Raw genomic sequence first — 18,215 nt, forward strand, 5'->3', positions numbered from 1 at the left:
GGTTTCAGTGTCGCGGCGCCTGGGAGGGGAACCACCCGGCGCGCGGGGGAACGCCGCGGCGCCTGGGAGGGGAACGCCGCGGCGCCTGGGAAGGGGAACGCCCCGGCGCGCGGCGGAACGCGACGTCTGGGAGACGACGCGCGCTATTCGCCCGCCGGCACCAGCCGCAGGCAGACCGAGTTGATGCAGTAACGCTGATCGGTCGGCGTCGGGTAGCCCTCGCCGGCGAACACGTGGCCGAGGTGGCTGTGGCAGTTGGCGCACAGCACCTCGGTGCGCGTGGTGCCCATCGAATGGTCGGGCCGCAGAATCACGGCCTCGGACTTCGCCGGGTCGAAGAACGACGGCCAACCACAGTGCGACTCGAATTTCTCTGTGCTGCGGAACAATTCGGCGCCGCAGGCCCGGCACTGGTACACGCCTTCGGTTTTGGTGTCGGTGTATTCACCGGTGAAGGGCCGCTCGGTGCCGGCCTGGCGCAACACATGAAACTCCTCCGGGGAAAGTTTCTTGCGCCATTCGTCATCGGTCAGCTGCACCTTGGGCGGCGACACATCGGGAGAGGTCATTCCTCCACGCTAGCTCGGATGGCGCCGACCCGCCGCATCCGGCGCCCCCGCGGTCACAGCGTCGCGCTCGGGCCCATCCGCCAGCCACGCCGGATCGATGCCCTCGTCCAGCCGGTTCTCTTCCCTGGCGTCCAGGTACCGGTAGAGCAGCACGGTGAAGGCGACAATCAGCAGCAGCGACCAACCGTAGGTGATCTTGAGGTAATGCAGTGCGCGGCCGTACCGCATGGCCCGGTAGATCAGCCAGTCGTCCAGCGTCATGAACCCGTAGATCCCCAGCCAGGCCGGCCAATTGCGGATCAGCGAGTTGCGCAGCACCACCGTCATCAAGAAGGGGAACAACATCATCGAGTAGTAGCCCTGGGCCAGCGGGAGCACCAACCAGGAACACAGCAGCAGCACGCCCGAGGAGTTGGTGAACCAGAACAGCGGGTCGCGGGTGCGGTAGTAGCGGTACAGCAGCCACAGCGCGCCGATCGTGAGCAGCACGAACAGGATTCGCATGAACACGATCAGCCAGGTGGGCAGGCCGAAGTAGACGCCGTTGCCCTCGATGGAGCTGTTGAAGTAGTCCCGCGTGCCCCCGATGTACGGCAGCGTCTTGGTGACGAAGTCCATCGGGTCGCTCACCAACGGCCACGCGACCACGTTGACAACGACGGGGACCGCGATGGCCGGCACCAGCGTCCGCCACTGCCGGTTCAGCAGGGGCAGCAACAGCAGCGGGCCCAGCACCGGTTTGAGCGTGAGCGTCAGGCCGATCGCGAGGCCGGCCCACCACTGCCGGCTGATCCGCCCGTCCAGCAGCCAGCGCAGGAACAGCATCTCGGCCAGCAGGACGCAGCCGTTGATGTTGGTGAACACCAGCGTGCTGGTCACGCTTTCGGTGCAGAACATCGCCAGCAGCAGGGCGGGCGCGGCCACCGAGGACAGCGTGAACTTGAACATCCTCAGCAGCAGGTACCAGGCGATCAGGATCGCGACGGTGTTGATCGCGATGAACAGAAACCGCGACGGCGTGAACGGCAGGTACCCGAACGGGGCCATCAGCAGCGTGCCGCCCGGCGGGTACAGGTAGTGCGGGTCGACGTAGTCGAAGTGCTCGTTGTAGATGTCCCAGCCGTGCCGGAAGTTGAGGACCGCGCGGTACACCGGTTTGAAGTCGTCGGTGATGTTGCCGTTCAGGGTGAGGATGATGCTGCGGTGCAGCACCGAGAAGATGGCGATCGGCCACAACGCCATCCGCAGCACGGTCGCGACGCTCGAGGCGCCGGTGCGGGGACCAAAGGCGGCCAGGGTCCGGTCACGCAGGGTCGATTCAGCTGCCGTCACCAGCGCACCGTACACCGGCGCCCTCGCGCGCCGGAAAGCAGCGTCAGGCTGGGCAGTAGGTGTCGGTGTTGGGCAATTTGCCGCTGTTGAGGTAGCCGATCAGCGGCGGCACGGCACATCCGGAAAAGATGCTGGCGCCGTGCCCGATGCCCTGCCACATCACCCGCTTGCTGGCGGCGTTGGCGTTGATGATGCTGGCCGCGGTCGCCGCGACGCCGTCGGTCCCGACGATCGGGTCGTTCTGCACACCGAGCAGCAGCACGTCGACCTTGAGGGTCTTCGGTGTGGGCGGCGGCGAGCCGGTGGGCCAGTGCACGCACTTGACCATGTTGAGCGCGGCGACGGTGCCGAACTCGGGATAGAGCTTGCCCCAGGCGACGACGAGTTCGCGCACCCGGTCCGGGGTGGGACGGTTGACCGCGTCGCTGCACACGTTGACGAACTGGCCGTCGGAGTCCTGGACGGCGTTGGCGTGGTTGATCAGGCTGTTCAGCGCGTTGGTGTCGCCGGAGCGCGCGCCCGCCAGCGCGTTGGCCAGGTTGGTGGTGGCGTTGACGCGCCCGCCGGCGGGATAACCGAGCGCGACGGTGATGGCGTTGGCCACCTGCGCCACCGACGCGCCGCCGGGACCGTGACCGGCGCGGGCGTCGGCCAGCAGGGCGCTGACGGCGCCCTTGGGGTCCGCGCCCAGCGCGCAGTTCACCGCGATGCACTGCGCGGCGAACGCGTCGAGCGCGGCCTGCTGTCCCTTGACCTGTTGCTCGGCGGCGGCTTCGGCGTTGGTGCCCAACGCAACCGGCGAGTCGAGGATCAGCCGGGCCACCTTGTCCGGCCGGGATCCGGCGTAGGCCAGCGCCACCTGCGCGCCGTTGCCGATACCCACCAGCGCCAGGGCGGGCACGTCCCACAGGCTGCGCAGCCGCTCGATGTCCGAGGCGGCGTGCGCGTCGTCATAGGAGGATGCGTTCGGCCCGATGCCGACGGCGTCGCCGCAGTTGGTGGTGGCGGTGTTGGAGACCTCGGACAGGTTGGCCACCGGGTCGTCGCCGGCCTGGAATTGCGACTGGTCGCGCATCTGTTGGCGATCGAGTTTGTCCCGGCAGTCGATGGGGCTCGACATGCCGATGCCGCGGCGGTCGACGGAGACGACGGGGTGGCTGGCCAGCACGTCGGCGCCCGACCGCGACAGCCACACCGGCAATTGGGTCGAGGACGGCAGATCCGAGCCGGTGGTGAAGACGAGCGGGCCGGCGTCCTGCGGTGTCTGGTTGGAGCGGGCGCGCACCACGCCGATGCTCAGGGAGCCGCCCCCGCCGTTGACCGGGTCCAGGTCGGCGTCGTAGCTCGCGCAGTCCAGCTGCACACCGGGGGCGGCGGGAACCGCCGCGTCGGCGAACACCCGCGAGGTGCAGTCGTGCCACGCCAGGTCGTTCTTGGGTGCCGCGATCGGCGGCGGGCCGCTGGGCGGCGGCTTGGAGGTCGCCGCGCCCTGCGGTCGCGCACCGGAGTTGGTGGCGAACCGCGGGTCGGCGGCCAGGCCCGGGACGCAGCCGGCCAGCAACGCGGTCACCGCAACCAGGATCGTGGCGCACGTGTACGGCCGACTCATGCCGACCACAGTAGCTAGGCCTTGACGTAGCGGGTGTAAAGGTAGCCGGCGTCGTCGGTGAGGACGTGGGCACACCGCATCCGGGTGAGCAGTTGCCCGGAGCCGGACGCGATGCGTGGTGCGTGGCCGCCGACGAGGCAGGGCGCGATCGTCAGGCACAGCTCGTCGAGCAGGTCGCGCCGGATCAGCGAGTCCAGCAGCATCGGGCCGCCCTCGGTGAGGATGCGGCGCATGCCGCGCGCGCCGAGGGCCGCCAGCAGGGCGGCCTCGTCCACCTTCTCGGGATCGCGGCCCGAACACTCGAGCACCTCGCACAGCCCGCTGAGCGCCCGGCGCGTCTGCTCGGCCGCCGCGGCGCAGGTCAGCACCAGCGGCTGCACCTCGGTGCGGGTGAACACCGCCATGTCCCGGTTGAGGTGGCCCGAGCCGGTCACGATCGCCAGCTGCGGGACTTCGCTTTGCCCGCGTGCCTGCCGGTGCTGGCGCTGGGTGACGCTGAGCTGCGCGCCGGAGTACCCCTCGATCCGCACGGTGCCGGCGCCGACCACGATGACGTCGGCGAGTTCACGCAGCAGGTTGAAGATGAGTCGGTCGCCCGCGCCGCCCATCGCGCCGCTGCTGCCACCGGTGGTGGCCCCGCCGTCGACGCTGGTGATGAAGTTCGCCCGCACCCACGTCCGGTCGTGTTCGGGATAGCCGTAGACCCGGGGGAGGTCGCCCTCGTCGAGTCCGCGCAGCGATCCGAGCAGCGACAGCGCGGCGCCAGAGTCGGGCATGGGTCTGATTGCAGCACGCCGCTACAGTGCGTGCATGCACGGGTCCACCTCCGCGGGCGCCGCGGGCGGCGTGGCTCACCTGGTGGATCGGCACCCGACGGTGTCGCCGGAGCGGCTGATCGCCCAATTGCGCCCGCCCCCGACATTCGCCGACGTGAACTTCGCGACGTATCAGCCCGATCCGGCGGAGCCGACGCAGGCCGCCGCGGTGGTGGCGTGTCGCGACTTCTGCCGGCAGGCGGTCGAGCGCCGCGCCGGGCGCCGAAAGCTGTTGGGGCGACGCGAGATTCTGCCCGGCGTCGGGCTGTACCTGGACGGCGGGTTCGGCGTGGGCAAGACGCACCTGCTGGCGTCGGCCTACTATGCGCTGCCCGGTGACGGGCCGGGCGCGTCCCCGGATGGCCCGGCTCCCAAGGCGTTTGCCACCTTCGGGGAGCTGACCCAGCTGGCGGGGGTGTTCGGCTTCGTGGAGTGCATCGAGCTGCTGGCCGACTACACGGCGGTGTGTATCGACGAATTCGAACTCGACGATCCGGGCAACACCACGCTGATCTCGCGGCTGCTCTCGTCGCTGGTCGAGCGTGGGGTGTCGGTGGCGGCCACCTCCAACACGCTGCCCGAGCAGCTGGGTGAGGGCCGCTTCGCCGCCCAGGATTTCCTACGCGAAATCAACACGCTGGCAAGCATTTTCACGACGGTGCGGATCGAGGGGCCCGACTACCGGCACCGCGGTCTGCCGCCGGCGCCCCAGCCGCTGTCCGACGACGAGGTGGCCGCGCGCGCCGCGCGGGTCGACGGCGCGACGCTCGACGACTTCGATGCGTTGTGTGCGCACCTGGCGACCATGCACCCGTCGCGCTACCTGACGCTGATCGAGGGCGTGAGTGCGGTGTTCGTCACCGGGGTGCACGGCCTCGACGACCAGAACGTCGCGCTGAGGCTGGTGTCGCTCACCGATAGGCTATATGACGCGGGCATTCCCGTGGTGGCCTCGGGGGCCAAGCTGGACACCATCTTCAGCGAGGAGATGCTGGCCGGGGGATACCGAAAGAAGTATCTGCGGGCCACATCCCGGCTCTTGGCGTTGACCGCGGCGGCTAACCCAGCTCGTGGGTCATGACGTAGTCGTGCTCGACGCCGTCCCCCAGCTGGAACGTCCGCGTGCCGTTGATCGTGAATCCGCTCTTGAGGTAAAAGCGTTGCGCGCGTTCGTTTGCCCGGTTCACGCCCAGCCACACCCGGCGAACGCCCCATCCGGTCGCGGCGGCCAGCGCGCGTTGCATCAGGGCCGACGCGGCCCCGCTGGAGTGGCGGTCGGCCACCACATACATCTTGGACAGCTCGGCGGTGTCGTCGGAGCCGCGAATCAGCATGGCGTAACCGACGATTCGGCCGTCCTGGCGCGCCGTGACAATCGCGCGGCCCGGATCGCCCAGATACTCGGCGAAGCGGTCCGCCGACAGGTTGGCCTCGACGAACGCCGCGATGTTCTCCGCGGTCACCGAGGGTGGGCACGCCAACGGAAAGGTAAGGGCCGCAACGGCGGCCAGCTCTGGGGCGTCACCGGAATTCGCCGGCGCGATCTGGAACGTCGGGGTCAGAGGTTCCACTGCGCGAGGTGATAGCCCGTCTTCTTGTCCAGCAGCACGACGGTGGAGACCGGATCGCGGTAGGCGTCCCAGTACACGCCGCCGCGCACGATCGCCCCGTTGGGGGCGTTGACGAGCACGTTGTCCAGCGCGTCGGGCGCGTCGGAGGCCCGCGGCTTGTAGGCGTCGGCGTTGGGGGTCACGCCGTTGAAATCCATCACGGTCGCCATGACGTACGGGTTGGGCACCCGGATCGCGCGGATGGTCACGTCGGCGCGGTCGACGGTGCTGCCCGGGAAACCTCTGAACGTGCCTTCACGCGTGTACCCGAATCCGGGCGGCGGGTCGCAGGGCGCCACTCCGCTCACGGTGACGTCGGCGATGAAGGTGCCGTTGTCCACCCGCAGCGTGTCACCGATGTGGCCGATCGGCGCATCGCCGGCCCATGCGCGCGGAACCGGAACCGCGGCGACATCGACGGCGGTGACGCCGGCGACGGCGATCAGAAAGGCGGATGTGACCATCAGCCAGCGGTGCATCTTCGCCATGTCGTGCCTCCTTGGCGCCGTTGCAGGGGACCCTCGCATGATCGCACACGCGGTCATTCCGAAGGGAGGGGTCGGGCGCACCGCTCAGCCGCCGGCGGCGGCGTCCTTGCCACCGGCCAGGGATTGCAGCGCCTTGATCAGATCCGCCTCCACGCGGTCCTTGTCGACGCCGCAGCGATGCAGCGGCCCGTCACCGGCTTCCAGCTCCAGCAGCGCCAGCAGCTGGTGTTCGGTGCCGACGTAGTTGTGGCCCAGCCGAAGCGCCTCGCGCACGGTCAACTCGAGCGCCTTGCGCGCCGGCCCGCTGAACGGAATGAGCTGCGGCGGTTCGGCATTCACGGGCAGCGCGGCGATCGCCTCCCTGGCGGCCGCGCGCAGCGCCTCGGTGTCGACGTCCTGCAGGTGCAGCAGCACCGTCGCCAGCGCGGCCGCGTCGCCGAGCACACCGAGCAGCAGGTGATCCGGGGTGATCTCGCTGTTGCCGGCGTCGTGGGCGGCGTTCTGGGCCGCCACCACCGCGCCCCGCGCCCGCGGGGTGAAGCGCGCGAACCCCTGGTCGAGGTCGAGGGTGGCGGTCTCGGCGCGCGGGACGAAACGCTTCTGGGCGGCCTGCTTGGTGACGCCCATGCTCTTGCCGATGTCGGTCCAGGACGCGCCGGAGCGGCGGGCCTGGTCGACGAAGTGGCCGATCAGGTGGTCGGCGATCTCGCCCAGGTGTTCGGCGGCCAGGACGGCGTCGGCCAGTTGATCCAGCACGTCGGGGCGGGTCGTCTTGATGGCGTTGATCAGCTCGTCGAGGCGGATCGGGTAGGAGATGCGAACGGGGTCGGACATGCCGTCAACGGTAGGTTGACGCAAGCTTAGTGTCAACCGTGGGTTGACGCCGCCTCCGGCGACCGTGCGGGCCATTGACCGCTCTGAGAGAATTCTTGAGTCATGAAACCACTGCTCCCGCTGTGCGGGCTGGCCCTCGCGATCGGCCTCGCCGTGCCGGCCCACGCCGACAGCACCGACGACGCGTTCATCGCGTCACTGCAGGCGGCCGGCATCACCTTTGCCGACCCGGGCAAGGCCGTGGGCGCGGGCAGGTGGGTGTGCGACACGGTCGGCCAGGGCACGCCCATGCCCGACGTCGTCAAGACGCTGCTGTCCAAGAACTCCGGGTTGCACGAGGACAAGGCCAACCAGTTCGCGGCCATCGCCGCCACCACGTACTGCCCCAGCGCCGTCGCGACGAGCACACCCAACGCCTCGTAGCGCTCGAGATGCCAATCACCCGCGGGTTTGCGACAATCACTGCGTTATGCGATTTCTCCTGGGGCTGACCAGCCTGGCCACCATGCTCTTGCTGGCCGTGCCGGCGCATGCGGACATCGACAACGATCAGGACTTCCTCAAGGACCTGCGCGACGCCGGCCTCACCTACCAGGACGGCGGCAACGCCATCACCATCGGCAAGTCGGTGTGCGACATGCTCGACGACGGCCAGTCCGACGCGAAGATCGTGACCGATCTGCGCAACCAGAACCCGGGCTTCCAGGGCGCCGCCGCGGCCAAGTTCACCTATCTCGCGGCCGCGCATTACTGCCCGAAGTACATCACCGGCGAGGACCGCGGTCCGAAGCCGGAAGGTGCCGTCGGCAACTGAGCCCTTCCCCGCCGCCATAGGCTGGTGTCCGTGCGCGTCGACCCCGGGCCGCTGACGTGGGACGCGGCCGTACAGACCTGGCATGCCGACCCGGTCTCCGCGGCCGCCGTCGCCGTGCTCGCCGCCGGGTACGCGTGGTCCTACCGGCGCGCCCGCGCCGCTGGCAGTGGGGTAGGCCCGACGAACGCCGCGTGCCTCGGGCTGGGCGCGCTGGCGTGGGCGATGGCGACGCTCAGCGCGATCGGCGCCTACGCCTACATGCTGTTCTGGGTGCGCGCGCTGCAGGTGTTGCTGCTGCTGTACGTCGTGCCGTTCTTCGTGGCGCAGGCCAAGCCCGTCACCGTCTTTCGCGACACCGTCGGGCCGGCCGGCCGAGACCGCGTCGACCGGTTGTTGGCCACCCGCCTCGCCCGCGTGCTCGTCCATCCCGCAACGACGTCGATCGCGATGTTGGCCACGCCGTGGTTGCTGTACCTGACGCCCTGGTACACCGCGGCCCTGCAGAACGAGTGGGTCGGTGCGCCGACACGAATCCTGTTGGTGGTGTTAGGCTTTGGCTACTTCTATGCCAGGCTGCAAGAGGACCCGGTGCCGCGCAGGTACCCGCAGTCGATCTCGCTGCTGATCACCGTCGCGGAGGCGCTCGGGGACGGCGTCCTGGGACTCGTCATCTGGCAGGGATCGTTGATCGGGGCGGCGTATTACGCAGGGCTGCAACGCACTTGGGGGCCCGACCCGCGGCTCGACCAGACGATCGGGGCCGGCGTCCTGTGGATCCTCGGTGATCTGGTCGGATGGCCGTTCGTGCTGCTGCTGATGCGTGCGCTATCGCGCGATGAGAAGGCGCACGCGGTGGCCGTCGACGCCGAGTTGGACGAGGCCGAGGCGGCCGCCCAAGAAGAGGCCGCCGAGCGCGCCGAGGGCGAAACCCCGGCGCCGTCGGGACTCTGGTGGGAGAACGACCCTCAGCTGCGGGAGCGATTTCGCCGCTAGGGTCCGGTCAGCTCAGGCGGCGCGCGCCGTCCAGGTGAAGCTCTGCATCTCCGGGATCCGTGGCGTCAGCGCCGCGGCGACGCTGCGGCCGATGTCATCGGAGGCCGCCAGCGGGGTATCGGCGTTCAAAAACCCTTCCACCTCGACGCGCAGCGTCCGACCGGTCCACCTGGCCCGGGCGTGCGCATGCGTCACGCCGGGGACCGATGTGGCAACGGCCTCGGCGGTGGTGATGATGTCGGGATCCACGCCGTCGAGCAGGCGATGGGCGATGTCCGCGGTCACCTCCCAGCCGACGTGGCAGATGAACCCGGTGACCACAATGCCCGCGACGGCGTCGGCCCAGCCCCAGCCCAGCGCCACGCCGACCAGCCCGAGCACCGCGCCGCCCGACGACAGCGCGTCCAGCCACGAATGCTTGGCATCGGCCACCATGGTCGCCGACCGAATTCGCCTGCCCACCACCAGTTTGTACCGGGCGACCAGCTGATTGCCCACCACGCCCACCACGGCCGCGCCGATGCCCCAGCCGACGTGACCGGTGCCGCCATGGCGGAGCAACTTGGTGACGCTCTCGAAACCGGCGACCACGGCGCTGCCCCAAATCACCAGGGCCACACCGACACCGGCGAGATCCTCGGCGCGTTCGTAGCCGTAGGGGTACCGCTCGGTGGGGAGCTTGCGCGACGCGCGAAAGCCGATGAACACCAGGACGCTGGTGGAGACGTCCGACAGGTTGTGCAGCGCGTCGCCCAGCAACGCCACCGAGCCGGACGCCAGCGCGATGACCAATTCGACCAGCCCGGTCAGCGCCAGCCCGACCGCGCTGACGGCGATGGCGCGGTTCGCCTGCCGGCGTTCACCCGCGTCGTCCGCCGCGGTCTCGAGGGGAAAACTGGCCGCCGGGTCGCGCACTCCGTTGATCACATGCATACCGTCAGCATGCCGCACTCGGCGGCGCCGCCCAAGTTCGTTACGGGCGGACGCGCTCGTACACGCTCACCCGGTCGCGCTGGCCCCACCACAGCACCGGCTGGCGGGAGTCGATTTCGGTCCACTGCGTTTCCAGGATCTGATGCATGTGGTCATCACCGGTGCCCCCACCGCGGCCATCGCCAACGTAGATGAGTCGGTTTCCCTTGTAGGACAGTAGTATTCGTGCGCCGACGTCCTGGTCATGCGGCGGCCAGGAAAGGAACAGTGTTCGGTCGGGATGCAGGGCGGCCGCCTCGGCGCAATCCCTCGCGACGATGTCGGCGTGCGTGTCCTCGCCGTGCCAGCCATTGGTGAGCAGGTCGGTGCCCGGATTCAGGTCGTAGCAGACCACATCGATGCCCAGCTGGGTCAGCAGGTAGGCCCAATAGCCGGTGCCCGCGATGGGATCGACCAGCCCGCCTTCGGCGTGGCCCGCCACGAACTCCACCGTCTCGGGGTCGGGAACGGTCCAGCAGTAGCGGCGCACGAGCAGTTGCCGGTTCGGCGAGCGGGCCATGTTCTCTTCGACCGTGCGGTCCAGGCTGAAGTACCCGACCACCGGGTTGCCGCCGACGTTGTCGGTCTCAACGCAATCCTTGACGGCGTCCCAGTAGGGGTTGTCGATCGTCACTGCCGGTAGCGCCGCCTGCCCGATTGGGACCTTTTACTTGCCCTGCTCGGGGTTGGACGTGCCATCGCGCCAGGGCCGGGGCGCTTTCGGCAGAATCATGAACGCCACGGGCAGGCGCACCAACGCGTCGCGGGCGGCGACCTCGACGAACACGATTTCCATCTCCAGGCGGTTCAGCGGCCGCGTTTCCATCATGAAACGCGTCCGCAAATAGCGGGGCGTCCTGAGCCACTCGACCAAATTCATGCCCGCGACTCTACCCCTCTAGCGGAAATACTTGATCCGCACGGTATTTCATGGCGGACAATGCCCGCGGCCGAAGATCGCGGCGTCCGCTCATGCCGATGCGTATGAGAAGGGTTCTGCGGGTGACGCGTCTCCGCGTGCGGCGATGGCCCGATTATTCAGCCGTTCGTCATGCCACTTTTTCCCGGGCGTGCCTATTCTTCGTCTCCATGCCGCTATGGGTCTACGGCATCGTGAACGCCCCGACGCCGCCCTCACCGGGACGGACGCCTGATCTGCGATGACATCGGGTGAGCCTGGACCTATGAGCGGATGTTCGGAGACGTCGGATCCATGGTGAGCCTTGCGCATTCGACGTACTGCCCCCTGCGGCGGCGCTGGACCGATCACTGCTGAGCGGCGAAACCCCTTGTGCTGCCGTAGTTGTGCTCACATGAGCGGCGGCGGCGGCAGTAGTATGGTGATCGAAGGGTCGATTTTGTCTTTGTATTGCGGGCAGTAGGTGGCTACCGAAAGGCCGACGAAGTAGCCGGCTTGTCTCGGCGACAGGAAGCTGTCCCTCGCCAGCACAAACGCCAGCACCGGGGCGTACGGATTCACCTCGAGGCGGGTGCACACGGTATGAGCCGTCGCAATCGCATTATCGTTGTCGGGCAGGGTGATTCCGCCGTTGGCGAGGCCCGCGAGGAAGGCATCGTCGGTGTCATCCGCCGATGCCGGCGCCGCGAACGCCAGGGCGACGGTGGACAGGAGAATCGCGCAGACCGTCGGCCACTTCCCAGCCTTCGTCGCAGTCATGGTCTCCTCTCTGTGCGCGGGCCCGTCGGCATGCGGTCAAGGACGACTTCAATGAACGATAGTCGAAATCGCGGTGTACTTGTCGCGGCGACGCCGGCGGCGGCCTAGGGATGTCAGGACGAGCAGTGGGTGGCCTTGATGTGCCCGTTGGGTGAGCCCAGCTTGGCCAGCGCGTCGGCGGTGGACGCGGTGGCGTCGGGCCCCGAGCCGCCCTGGAACCGGCCGGAAAGGCGGTCGAACGCCACCGACGCGCAGCCGTTGCGGGTGCCGGCCACCACCTCGCAGGCGTCGCCGGCCTCGGCGGTGCAGTGCGCGAGCGCGACCTGGTTCGCCTGGTCCTGACTGTTCCCGGTGCCCCAGCCGGCGGCTCGCCCGCTGCCCACGGACACGGCGAGGGCGACGAACTCGTCGTCGGCCCGGGCCATCGGCGCAGGCAGCGCGGCGATCGCACAACCGACCGCTGCGACGAGGGCAGTGACTGGGCGCATCGGCGCGCTCCTTCGCATGCTATGAATTGCCTTCGGGGTCTTCAGCCAGGTAGGTGACGTCGTACCACCGCTTGGCTGGGCCGGCGCTATCCGTCTCGGTTGCGGTCGCACGCTCGAGGCGAACGTCGGTCAGGTGCGGATTGTCCACGCGGATAAAGTCTTCGAGCTCGGCATGCAGTGCGTCGCCGTTCAGGCCGGTATCGGCGAGCGCCCTGCCGGTGTACCTCGTCCAACTCACGCCTCACATTGTGCTCCGGCCACGGCGCCGGAAGGCAATTTGACACCGGGGTATATTGCAACCCGCCACTGTGCCGCGCGAAATTTTCGGGTCAGCTGGTCCGCGAATGTGCTTCAAGGCCGGGACACTCGGTCGTGAGGGAGGGCGATGAATCGCCAAAGTGTCTGCAGCACCAGCACTTCACCGGTGGGTCGCGTGTGCCCCTGAAACGTGTCGACGAATTGCAGCCCGGCGACAGGATCCGCATGAAGGTGGGGCACGCCACCGTCCTTGCCACCGAGCCGCTTGACGACGACCGCACCCTGCTGACCTTCACCTATGGGACGAAGGGGGCCGCCGACAACGCCCTGACCGTGGATGTCCTGGACGAAGACGAGTGGGGTTGGTAAAGCACGGACCGCAGGACCCGCTTCGCCGGAATTCGGGGTATCCATTAGCACCTTGTCGGCGGCGGCTCGGCATATGACGATGGGATGGGTACGGACCCGCAGGAGGAACGATGGCTCCATACCGTCTGAAAAGCGTCGTCGGTTTATCCGCGGTGCCGTTCGCAATTTCCGCGGCGCTTACCCCGGCCGCGTTCGCCGATAATCCGTCCTGGAATGGCCAGTACGCGATCACGTTCATGGTTGGCCCCAAAGCGGGGACCAGCATGGCGGTCGGCGACCCGGAGACGCAGCACACCGAGACCTACGGCTTGCGCTCGAGCTGCACCAACGGCAAGTGCGTCGCCACGATCATCAGCGGCCCGCCGCCCACCAACCCGACGGTGCCGCAGCCGGTGCAGTTCACCTGGGACGGAAAGTCGTGGTCGCAGACCAACGATTTCCAGTGGGACTGCATGATGCCCGACACCTCGATTCAGTGGAATCCGGCCCGAGCCGAGGTGCACTACACGCCCCAACCCGACGGATCGCTGGCCGGCGTCATGCACACTGACATCCTGAGCGGCGCGTGCCAAGGGACCATCGACATGGATATGTCGGCCGTGCGCGTGGGCGGCTAGCCACCACGGTCTCATGCGGCGGTGGCGACGACCCGGCCCAGTCGTCATCGGTGACTAGTCACGCGCTCGGAACCTGTTGTGCGGCAACAAGTTTGAGGTCTCGGGAAGTGGCGGTTGCGGCTCCGCTCAGGTGTGCACCTTCCAGCCCGCTAATGGGGTCGGGGCTGCCGGCGCATCGGGATCGTTGAACTCGATGTACACGTCGCCCTGCTTGACGGTGCTGTCGTAGGCGATGAATCCGTGGGCGGTTTGGCCGTTGGTGACGCTGCCCGCGCGCAGCGGCGGCGTCTTGTTGATCTGCAGATAGTTGACGAGCGATGAGCCGCCCTCGACATCGCGGTTCGGGTCCTGCCGCCACGGCGAAGAGGCGGCGGTTATGAAGGCCGGGCTGTAGTCGAACGGCGCGTTGGACTTGCCTTCGATGGTGAGCTCGATGACGTTGCAGCCCCCGCCGCCGGAGCAGCCCGACGAGATCCAGGTGGCGTTGTTGAGTGTGACGTCGGCGGTAGCGGTGCTGTACTCCGTGACGTGGATGCTGGTGCCGGACTTTCCCGTCGGGAAAGGCGACTGCTGGGGTGTCGGGTCGGCGGCACCGTGGGGCGCAGTGACACACGCCGTCAGCGCCAGCGTCGCCGCGAGTGCACTCATGCGAGCAGGTCTGATCACCGCCAGAAGATAGCGCATTCGCGGATTTCACCGCGAGTGCGCAATGACGGGCGCCCGGCTTGCCGAATGCGAGACAATGAAAGACCTTGGCGCGTCACAATTCACAACGCGATTGCGCTAGTGCGGCGAATTGGCCAGATAACACCGGACTCGGGTGGCGGCGTCCTCCGGCTTGACTCCCATAGTGATCAACCTCTGAACCACTTGGTCCGAGGGAATACCGGAGATGATGTCGTTATCGATGACATGGAGGCTGGGAAACCAGTTCTCTGCGGCTACCCCCGGTGGTGGAGGCTTCGCGTCGCCCCCGACGCACTGAATGTAACCGGGGACGCCGGTGTCAGCGTGGGCCGGCGGAGCCCCCATCGACACAGCAATGGCGATGCCGACCGTGGCAGCGGCGTAGATCAGACGCATGCTGGCATTATTGCGTGTTCGCAGTGTTTGACAAGCACGAATTCGGGGTCGTCATCTCGAATACGGATCTCGAAGCTGCGTACCGGCCCGGCCGGTGGGTGCCAGCGGTGGGCGACTCCGCCCGATTTTCCTTCTCGCGGGCCGCCGTCGCCCCTAGACTGCATGAGAATGAGCGCCTATCAGACAGTAGTGGTCGGCACCGATGGCTCGGACTCCTCGCTGCGAGCGGTGACACGCGCGGCCGCGATCGCCGCGGATCACGGCGCGAAACTGGTCGTTGCGACGGCGCACCTTCCCGTTTCCGAGGAACGCGGCCGCTACGCCATCCCGCCGGGCAGCGACCACGGTCAGGACTACCGGACGGTGGGCGAGGCGCCCTACTACGCGATCCTGCGGGACGCCAGGGAGCGGGCGCACCAAGCGGGGGCCAAGGACGTGGAGGAGAAGTCGCTCGTCGGCGCCCCCATCAACGTGCTGGTGCAGCTGGCCGAGGAGGTCAATGCGGACCTGCTGGTGGTGGGCAACGTCGGACTCAACAGCGTCGCCGGGCGGCTGCTGGGATCGGTCCCGGCCGCCGTTTCCCGCAGGGCCAAGACCGACGTCCTGATCGTCCACACCAGCGACTGAGGCTTGTCGGCGCCGGCCCGTCGTCGGGTTGGCCGGGCACGTGCACAGCGTCATCCGTGGGCGGCGTCCGCTGCGGCGATCAACGCCCTACCGAGTTTGCGGGCTTCGGCCGGCGCGATGACCGGGGTGTCGAAACAGTCAATGACGACCTGGCACTCAGCGTGCCCGTCGACGTATTGCCGCCCGATGACCGAGATTACGATTTTGGCCGGTAGCCCGTGACCGGCGTGGTTGATGCTGCACTCCGGGCCGTCGAACACCCTGAACGCTGGCCCGAGGTTGTCCCATTCGTCGACCATGGTCGCCCCGGCCGGCGGTGCAACGTTGGATTCCATGGCTAGATCGTTTCCGCGATCGCGGGCGCGGGCACGAGTAGTGCACTACTTCATTTGTGCCGTCGGCCGAAGGTGCCAGATGTGGCGTCGACGGTGAGTGAGTCGTGGAGTGGGCGCGGATCGATACGTCGTCTTGAGCAATAGTCCCGCGAGAGCGCGCCGCAGTAGTGAATCGCGATGGGATGTCAGGTCGAAACGAGGCGGCTGCGCGCCAGTGAGCGTAGCTTTCGAAGTGCTGTTGGATCTTGGCATAGCGCGTGTCGGGCGGTGGGATGCTGGATATTGCTGATCTGATCGCCAAGGCCGGGGGTAATCCTTGGGAGATCAATCGAACGTTGCGGGCGGGTAGCCCCGCGCAGATCGACAAGCTCGCGAAGACTTTCCATGATGCGGGTCGGTGCACCGCTGCGGCAAGCGAAGAATTCGACCAGGCCAAGAAGCGTTTCGATGCAGCCTGGAACCATCAGGATGGCGATCACCCGATCAACGACTCCGCCGAAGTGCAACGCGTGACCAAAGGTCTAGGGGCGCAGTCCCTGCAACTGGCCAAAATTGGCGCAGATTTGGAGGACATCGCCGCTGCGTTGGCCGAAGCGCAAAAACAAGGCGCAGCCGAGATTGAAGCACTGAATCGCCAGTTGCAGCTGCTCGATAAGGTCGTTGTTGCGGCACAAAAGGATTTGGAAGATCCCACCCTTGACGACAAAAGCCGTCGCGCACTCTTGAATTTGATTGATGACGCGAAAGCTGATGAGGCAGACGACGTTCGGGATGCTCTGGTGCAGATGCGTTTGATTCGCGGCGTGTACACCAGCACGCTTCATGCGGCCCAAGCAAACCTGGTGAAAGACGGATACGATCCGGCTGGAATCTGGGCTGACGATGCACATTTCGGTCCCGGCGAGCCACCTCTAGATACGCCTCCTGGCACTGGACCGAAGATCGATGGCCCCGCTACCTCGCCCCTGCTTGAAGGCCAAAACACCAAGAACCAAGACGACTTGGATTTGTCGATTCCCGGGACAGGGATCGCGCTCGGCGGCGACGGCGCACACGGTTCGCCCAACATTCTGGTTCCGCCTGACGGCGGTGCGTCCGGGGTCGACGGTCCAAATCCGGTGCCGCATCCTGAAGGGACCCGTCCGTTGCCCACCGGAACAGCCGTCGGCCCAAACGGGGAGCACTACGCGTTCTACGGGTTTGTCCCATTGAAGGGTCCCGACGGTCAGGACAACCAGAATTATTCCGTGCCCGACACGGTGGTTGTCGATCTGGCACACCCGGACAAAGTGCTCTACACGCTTCACGGCATATCTCAAGCTAGCGGCGTGTTCGACCCGAACACCGGCAAGATGGTGATTATGGGCAACAACGAAGCCGGCCAACGGGGCTTATGGGAATCCGCGCCCGTAAAGCAGAACGGCAGCTGGGGAGACACGCTGCAATCCAAGGGGACATTCAGCGGCCCGCTTAACGGCAACCGGGAAAGCCAGATCACGGCCCTACCCCAAGGCAAAGGCTTCATGATGGTCGGCGCGGCCGACGGCAAGCCCATTCAAGGCGCCGTCGCCAGCACACCCGAGGGCCTGCTCAATGCATCGCCGACACCGCTCGTCGGGCAGCTACCCGATAATCAATGGTCGTATGGCCCGACCATTACCGATATAAGAGAAGAAGGTGGCAAACAAGTCATCAGCATGCGGGTAAGCACCTACGGCATTGGTCACTACGACCCGCACACTTACATGACGACGTTCTCCGTAACGCCAGGAAGCTGAAAGGACTCAGCGCCCATGTCCACACGTCGAAAGATCGCGGCCTTGACTGCAACAGGTTTGATCGCCGGGTCAGCCTGTACCACCCAGTCACACGCCGATCCAGCGTTCCCTGATCTGTCCAGTTACGCGCGAGCAAACTCGTCGGACTACGCGGTCGCGATCCCCAATTTTCATCCGCACGACCCAACGAACGCCATCTATTTCCTCACCCCTGACGGGATCCCGTGCAACTTCCATACCGACAGCGTCGAATGCATCGGAAACATCCCCGGCGTCGCAGACAACGACAAGAACCCCTACACGTCGATATCGACAGCCAGCGGGATAAAAGCCGCCGGTTCTACTCCCTACAGCAACGGAGCCGTCCAGGGGCAGCCCATCAAAACGCTGCCCGCGCTCCAGTCGCTCGCCGTTGGCGGAGACCTCTGTGGGGTGGACAGCGCAGGAAGCACCGCCTGCAAGGACTTTCAAGGCCGAGGATTCGTCATCTCAGCACAAGGAACACGTTGGCTGGCGCACGTTTGAGCCAATCTCGCTGCTACGCACCGCGATTCATCATACGCTCGGGTGACAGCACCTCACCCACGCAGCCCTTGAGGCAGAGGGCCCGCTGAGCGATCGCCGGGAGCGGAACCCCGTCATGGGCGTAGTCCCGCTTCATGTAGACCGCAACGGGACCGCCGCACAGCTCGCAGTAGTCCTCGTCTACCCAGTACTCCAACACGACGTGCTCCTAGCTCAGGTAGGTACACCTAGCAGGTTAGGGCAGGGTGCCGGCACCGCCGGGTATTTCCCGGGCGGGTCACATAGGCAGTGGTCTGCTTCTACGCGGCCCGAGAGCCCGGACCATGCGCGCACGGTGGTTGCTTAGGACTGAGGTGCACCATTCTTGCAGAAGGATGGACCGGCATTGATCGAAACCGATGTGAGCGCTGAATCGCCGAAG

Annotated in this window: 26 protein-coding genes; 9 read left to right on the forward strand and 17 right to left on the reverse strand. The window is 67.0% G+C overall.

All coding sequences use genetic code 11. The annotated features are described in order from the left end of the window. Nucleotides 1–143: 143 nt before the first annotated feature. Genes msrB through AC5Y5B_RS25040 form a run of 4 tightly spaced genes read right to left on the reverse strand, consistent with a single transcriptional unit; the run spans nt 144 to nt 4,286 of the window. Entirely contained in the window at nt 144–569 is a 426-nt protein-coding gene (msrB, locus tag AC5Y5B_RS25025) for a peptide-methionine (R)-S-oxide reductase MsrB (RefSeq protein WP_112634914.1), read from the reverse strand. 9 nt (nt 570–578) lie between these two features. Beyond that, nucleotides 579–1,916 (reverse strand): arabinofuranan 3-O-arabinosyltransferase, encoded by a 1,338-nt coding sequence (gene aftC / locus AC5Y5B_RS25030; RefSeq protein WP_500007335.1) that lies wholly within the window; start codon nt 1,914–1,916, stop codon nt 579–581. Between the two features lie 28 nt (nt 1,917–1,944). Next, on the reverse strand, nt 1,945–3,510 hold the full coding sequence (locus tag AC5Y5B_RS25035; protein WP_500007338.1) for an alpha/beta hydrolase: 1,566 nt from the start codon (nt 3,508–3,510) through the stop codon (nt 1,945–1,947). Between the two features lie 14 nt (nt 3,511–3,524). Beyond that, nucleotides 3,525–4,286 carry a pyrimidine reductase family protein gene (locus tag AC5Y5B_RS25040; RefSeq protein ID WP_500007343.1) on the reverse strand — a complete coding sequence of 254 codons (762 nt, stop codon included), beginning with the start codon at nt 4,284–4,286 and terminating at the stop codon, nt 3,525–3,527. Here AC5Y5B_RS25040 and zapE point away from each other — a divergent pair. After that, nucleotides 4,285–5,406 carry a cell division protein ZapE gene (zapE, locus tag AC5Y5B_RS25045; RefSeq protein ID WP_500007347.1) on the forward strand — a complete coding sequence of 374 codons (1,122 nt, stop codon included), beginning with the start codon at nt 4,285–4,287 and terminating at the stop codon, nt 5,404–5,406. The two genes, AC5Y5B_RS25040 and zapE, sit on opposite strands and share 2 nt — an antisense overlap. Here zapE and AC5Y5B_RS25050 read toward each other — a convergent pair. The 3 genes from AC5Y5B_RS25050 to AC5Y5B_RS25060 all read right to left on the reverse strand — a co-directional run bounded on the left by AC5Y5B_RS25050 (nt 5,384) and on the right by AC5Y5B_RS25060 (nt 7,257). Beyond that, nucleotides 5,384–5,896, reverse strand: a complete 513-nt coding sequence (locus tag AC5Y5B_RS25050; RefSeq protein WP_500007350.1) for a GNAT family N-acetyltransferase — start codon at nt 5,894–5,896, stop codon at nt 5,384–5,386. The genes zapE and AC5Y5B_RS25050 overlap by 23 nt on opposite strands. Next, on the reverse strand, nt 5,884–6,414 hold the full coding sequence (locus tag AC5Y5B_RS25055) for a DUF1942 domain-containing protein (RefSeq protein ID WP_500007381.1): 531 nt from the start codon (nt 6,412–6,414) through the stop codon (nt 5,884–5,886). Before AC5Y5B_RS25055 ends, AC5Y5B_RS25050 begins: the two co-directional genes overlap by 13 nt. 93 nt (nt 6,415–6,507) lie before the next feature. Continuing rightward, nucleotides 6,508–7,257: a Clp protease N-terminal domain-containing protein gene (locus AC5Y5B_RS25060; RefSeq protein ID WP_112634907.1), complete on the reverse strand. Its 750-nt coding sequence runs from the start codon at nt 7,255–7,257 to the stop codon at nt 6,508–6,510. Between the two features lie 102 nt (nt 7,258–7,359). On the opposite strand from AC5Y5B_RS25060, the gene AC5Y5B_RS25065 reads away from it, so the two are divergent. Genes AC5Y5B_RS25065 through AC5Y5B_RS25075 form a run of 3 tightly spaced genes read left to right on the forward strand, consistent with a single transcriptional unit; the run spans nt 7,360 to nt 9,064 of the window. Then, entirely contained in the window at nt 7,360–7,680 is a 321-nt protein-coding gene (locus AC5Y5B_RS25065) for a DUF732 domain-containing protein (RefSeq protein ID WP_500007353.1), read from the forward strand. A 46-nt stretch (nt 7,681–7,726) separates the two neighbouring features. Further along, the gene (locus AC5Y5B_RS25070; RefSeq protein ID WP_112634905.1) at nt 7,727–8,071 is read left to right on the forward strand and encodes a DUF732 domain-containing protein; all 345 of its coding nucleotides are present in this window, start codon (nt 7,727–7,729) and stop codon (nt 8,069–8,071) included. A 30-nt stretch (nt 8,072–8,101) separates the two neighbouring features. After that, a complete protein-coding gene (locus tag AC5Y5B_RS25075; RefSeq protein WP_500007356.1) occupies nt 8,102–9,064 on the forward strand; it encodes a cytochrome c oxidase assembly protein in 963 nt (320 codons plus the stop codon). A gap of 12 nt (nt 9,065–9,076) precedes the next feature. On the opposite strand, the gene AC5Y5B_RS25080 is transcribed toward AC5Y5B_RS25075, so the two are convergent. From AC5Y5B_RS25080 to AC5Y5B_RS25105, 6 genes are all read right to left on the reverse strand, one after another. After that, complete coding sequence (locus AC5Y5B_RS25080; protein WP_500007358.1) at nt 9,077–9,997, reverse strand: cation diffusion facilitator family transporter; 921 nt, start codon at nt 9,995–9,997, stop codon at nt 9,077–9,079. Nucleotides 9,998–10,037: 40 nt separating this feature from the next. Beyond that, nucleotides 10,038–10,670 carry a hypothetical protein gene (locus AC5Y5B_RS25085; RefSeq protein WP_500007360.1) on the reverse strand — a complete coding sequence of 211 codons (633 nt, stop codon included), beginning with the start codon at nt 10,668–10,670 and terminating at the stop codon, nt 10,038–10,040. Nucleotides 10,671–10,703: 33 nt separating this feature from the next. After that, complete coding sequence (locus AC5Y5B_RS25090; protein WP_112634901.1) at nt 10,704–10,916, reverse strand: hypothetical protein; 213 nt, start codon at nt 10,914–10,916, stop codon at nt 10,704–10,706. A gap of 429 nt (nt 10,917–11,345) precedes the next feature. Continuing rightward, entirely contained in the window at nt 11,346–11,714 is a 369-nt protein-coding gene (locus tag AC5Y5B_RS25095) for a DUF732 domain-containing protein (RefSeq protein WP_112634900.1), read from the reverse strand. A 113-nt stretch (nt 11,715–11,827) separates the two neighbouring features. After that, nucleotides 11,828–12,202 (reverse strand): DUF4189 domain-containing protein, encoded by a 375-nt coding sequence (locus AC5Y5B_RS25100; protein ID WP_500007363.1) that lies wholly within the window; start codon nt 12,200–12,202, stop codon nt 11,828–11,830. A gap of 19 nt (nt 12,203–12,221) precedes the next feature. Continuing rightward, nucleotides 12,222–12,440 carry a hypothetical protein gene (locus AC5Y5B_RS25105; protein ID WP_500007366.1) on the reverse strand — a complete coding sequence of 73 codons (219 nt, stop codon included), beginning with the start codon at nt 12,438–12,440 and terminating at the stop codon, nt 12,222–12,224. Nucleotides 12,441–12,637: 197 nt separating this feature from the next. Here AC5Y5B_RS25105 and AC5Y5B_RS25110 point away from each other — a divergent pair, with 197 nt between their 5' ends. Further along, nucleotides 12,638–12,829: a hypothetical protein gene (locus AC5Y5B_RS25110; protein ID WP_112634897.1), complete on the forward strand. Its 192-nt coding sequence runs from the start codon at nt 12,638–12,640 to the stop codon at nt 12,827–12,829. Nucleotides 12,830–12,939: 110 nt separating this feature from the next. Then, nucleotides 12,940–13,446, forward strand: a complete 507-nt coding sequence (locus tag AC5Y5B_RS25115; protein ID WP_112634896.1) for an Rv2253 family sensor-like surface protein — start codon at nt 12,940–12,942, stop codon at nt 13,444–13,446. Nucleotides 13,447–13,572: 126 nt separating this feature from the next. Here AC5Y5B_RS25115 and AC5Y5B_RS25120 read toward each other — a convergent pair whose 3' ends face one another. Both AC5Y5B_RS25120 and AC5Y5B_RS25125 read right to left on the reverse strand, forming a co-directional pair. Next, entirely contained in the window at nt 13,573–14,094 is a 522-nt protein-coding gene (locus tag AC5Y5B_RS25120) for a hypothetical protein (RefSeq protein WP_112634895.1), read from the reverse strand. A gap of 135 nt (nt 14,095–14,229) precedes the next feature. Beyond that, complete coding sequence (locus AC5Y5B_RS25125; RefSeq protein WP_112634894.1) at nt 14,230–14,529, reverse strand: hypothetical protein; 300 nt, start codon at nt 14,527–14,529, stop codon at nt 14,230–14,232. Between the two features lie 168 nt (nt 14,530–14,697). On the opposite strand from AC5Y5B_RS25125, the gene AC5Y5B_RS25130 reads away from it, so the two are divergent. After that, the gene (locus AC5Y5B_RS25130; protein ID WP_500007370.1) at nt 14,698–15,156 is read left to right on the forward strand and encodes a universal stress protein; all 459 of its coding nucleotides are present in this window, start codon (nt 14,698–14,700) and stop codon (nt 15,154–15,156) included. Between the two features lie 50 nt (nt 15,157–15,206). On the opposite strand, the gene AC5Y5B_RS25135 is transcribed toward AC5Y5B_RS25130, so the two are convergent. Further along, nucleotides 15,207–15,491: a hypothetical protein gene (locus AC5Y5B_RS25135; protein ID WP_500007372.1), complete on the reverse strand. Its 285-nt coding sequence runs from the start codon at nt 15,489–15,491 to the stop codon at nt 15,207–15,209. Nucleotides 15,492–15,763: 272 nt separating this feature from the next. Here AC5Y5B_RS25135 and AC5Y5B_RS25140 point away from each other — a divergent pair, with 272 nt between their 5' ends. Continuing rightward, on the forward strand, nt 15,764–17,269 hold the full coding sequence (locus AC5Y5B_RS25140) for a putative alpha/beta hydrolase (RefSeq protein WP_500007374.1): 1,506 nt from the start codon (nt 15,764–15,766) through the stop codon (nt 17,267–17,269). A gap of 15 nt (nt 17,270–17,284) precedes the next feature. Further along, complete coding sequence (locus AC5Y5B_RS25145; protein WP_500007377.1) at nt 17,285–17,794, forward strand: hypothetical protein; 510 nt, start codon at nt 17,285–17,287, stop codon at nt 17,792–17,794. A gap of 13 nt (nt 17,795–17,807) precedes the next feature. Here AC5Y5B_RS25145 and AC5Y5B_RS25150 read toward each other — a convergent pair whose 3' ends face one another. Beyond that, nucleotides 17,808–17,993 (reverse strand): hypothetical protein, encoded by a 186-nt coding sequence (locus AC5Y5B_RS25150; RefSeq protein ID WP_500007379.1) that lies wholly within the window; start codon nt 17,991–17,993, stop codon nt 17,808–17,810. Nucleotides 17,994–18,215 lie beyond the last annotated feature (222 nt).

The sequence above is a fragment of the Mycobacterium sp. NGS33 genome (genome assembly GCF_059812885.1).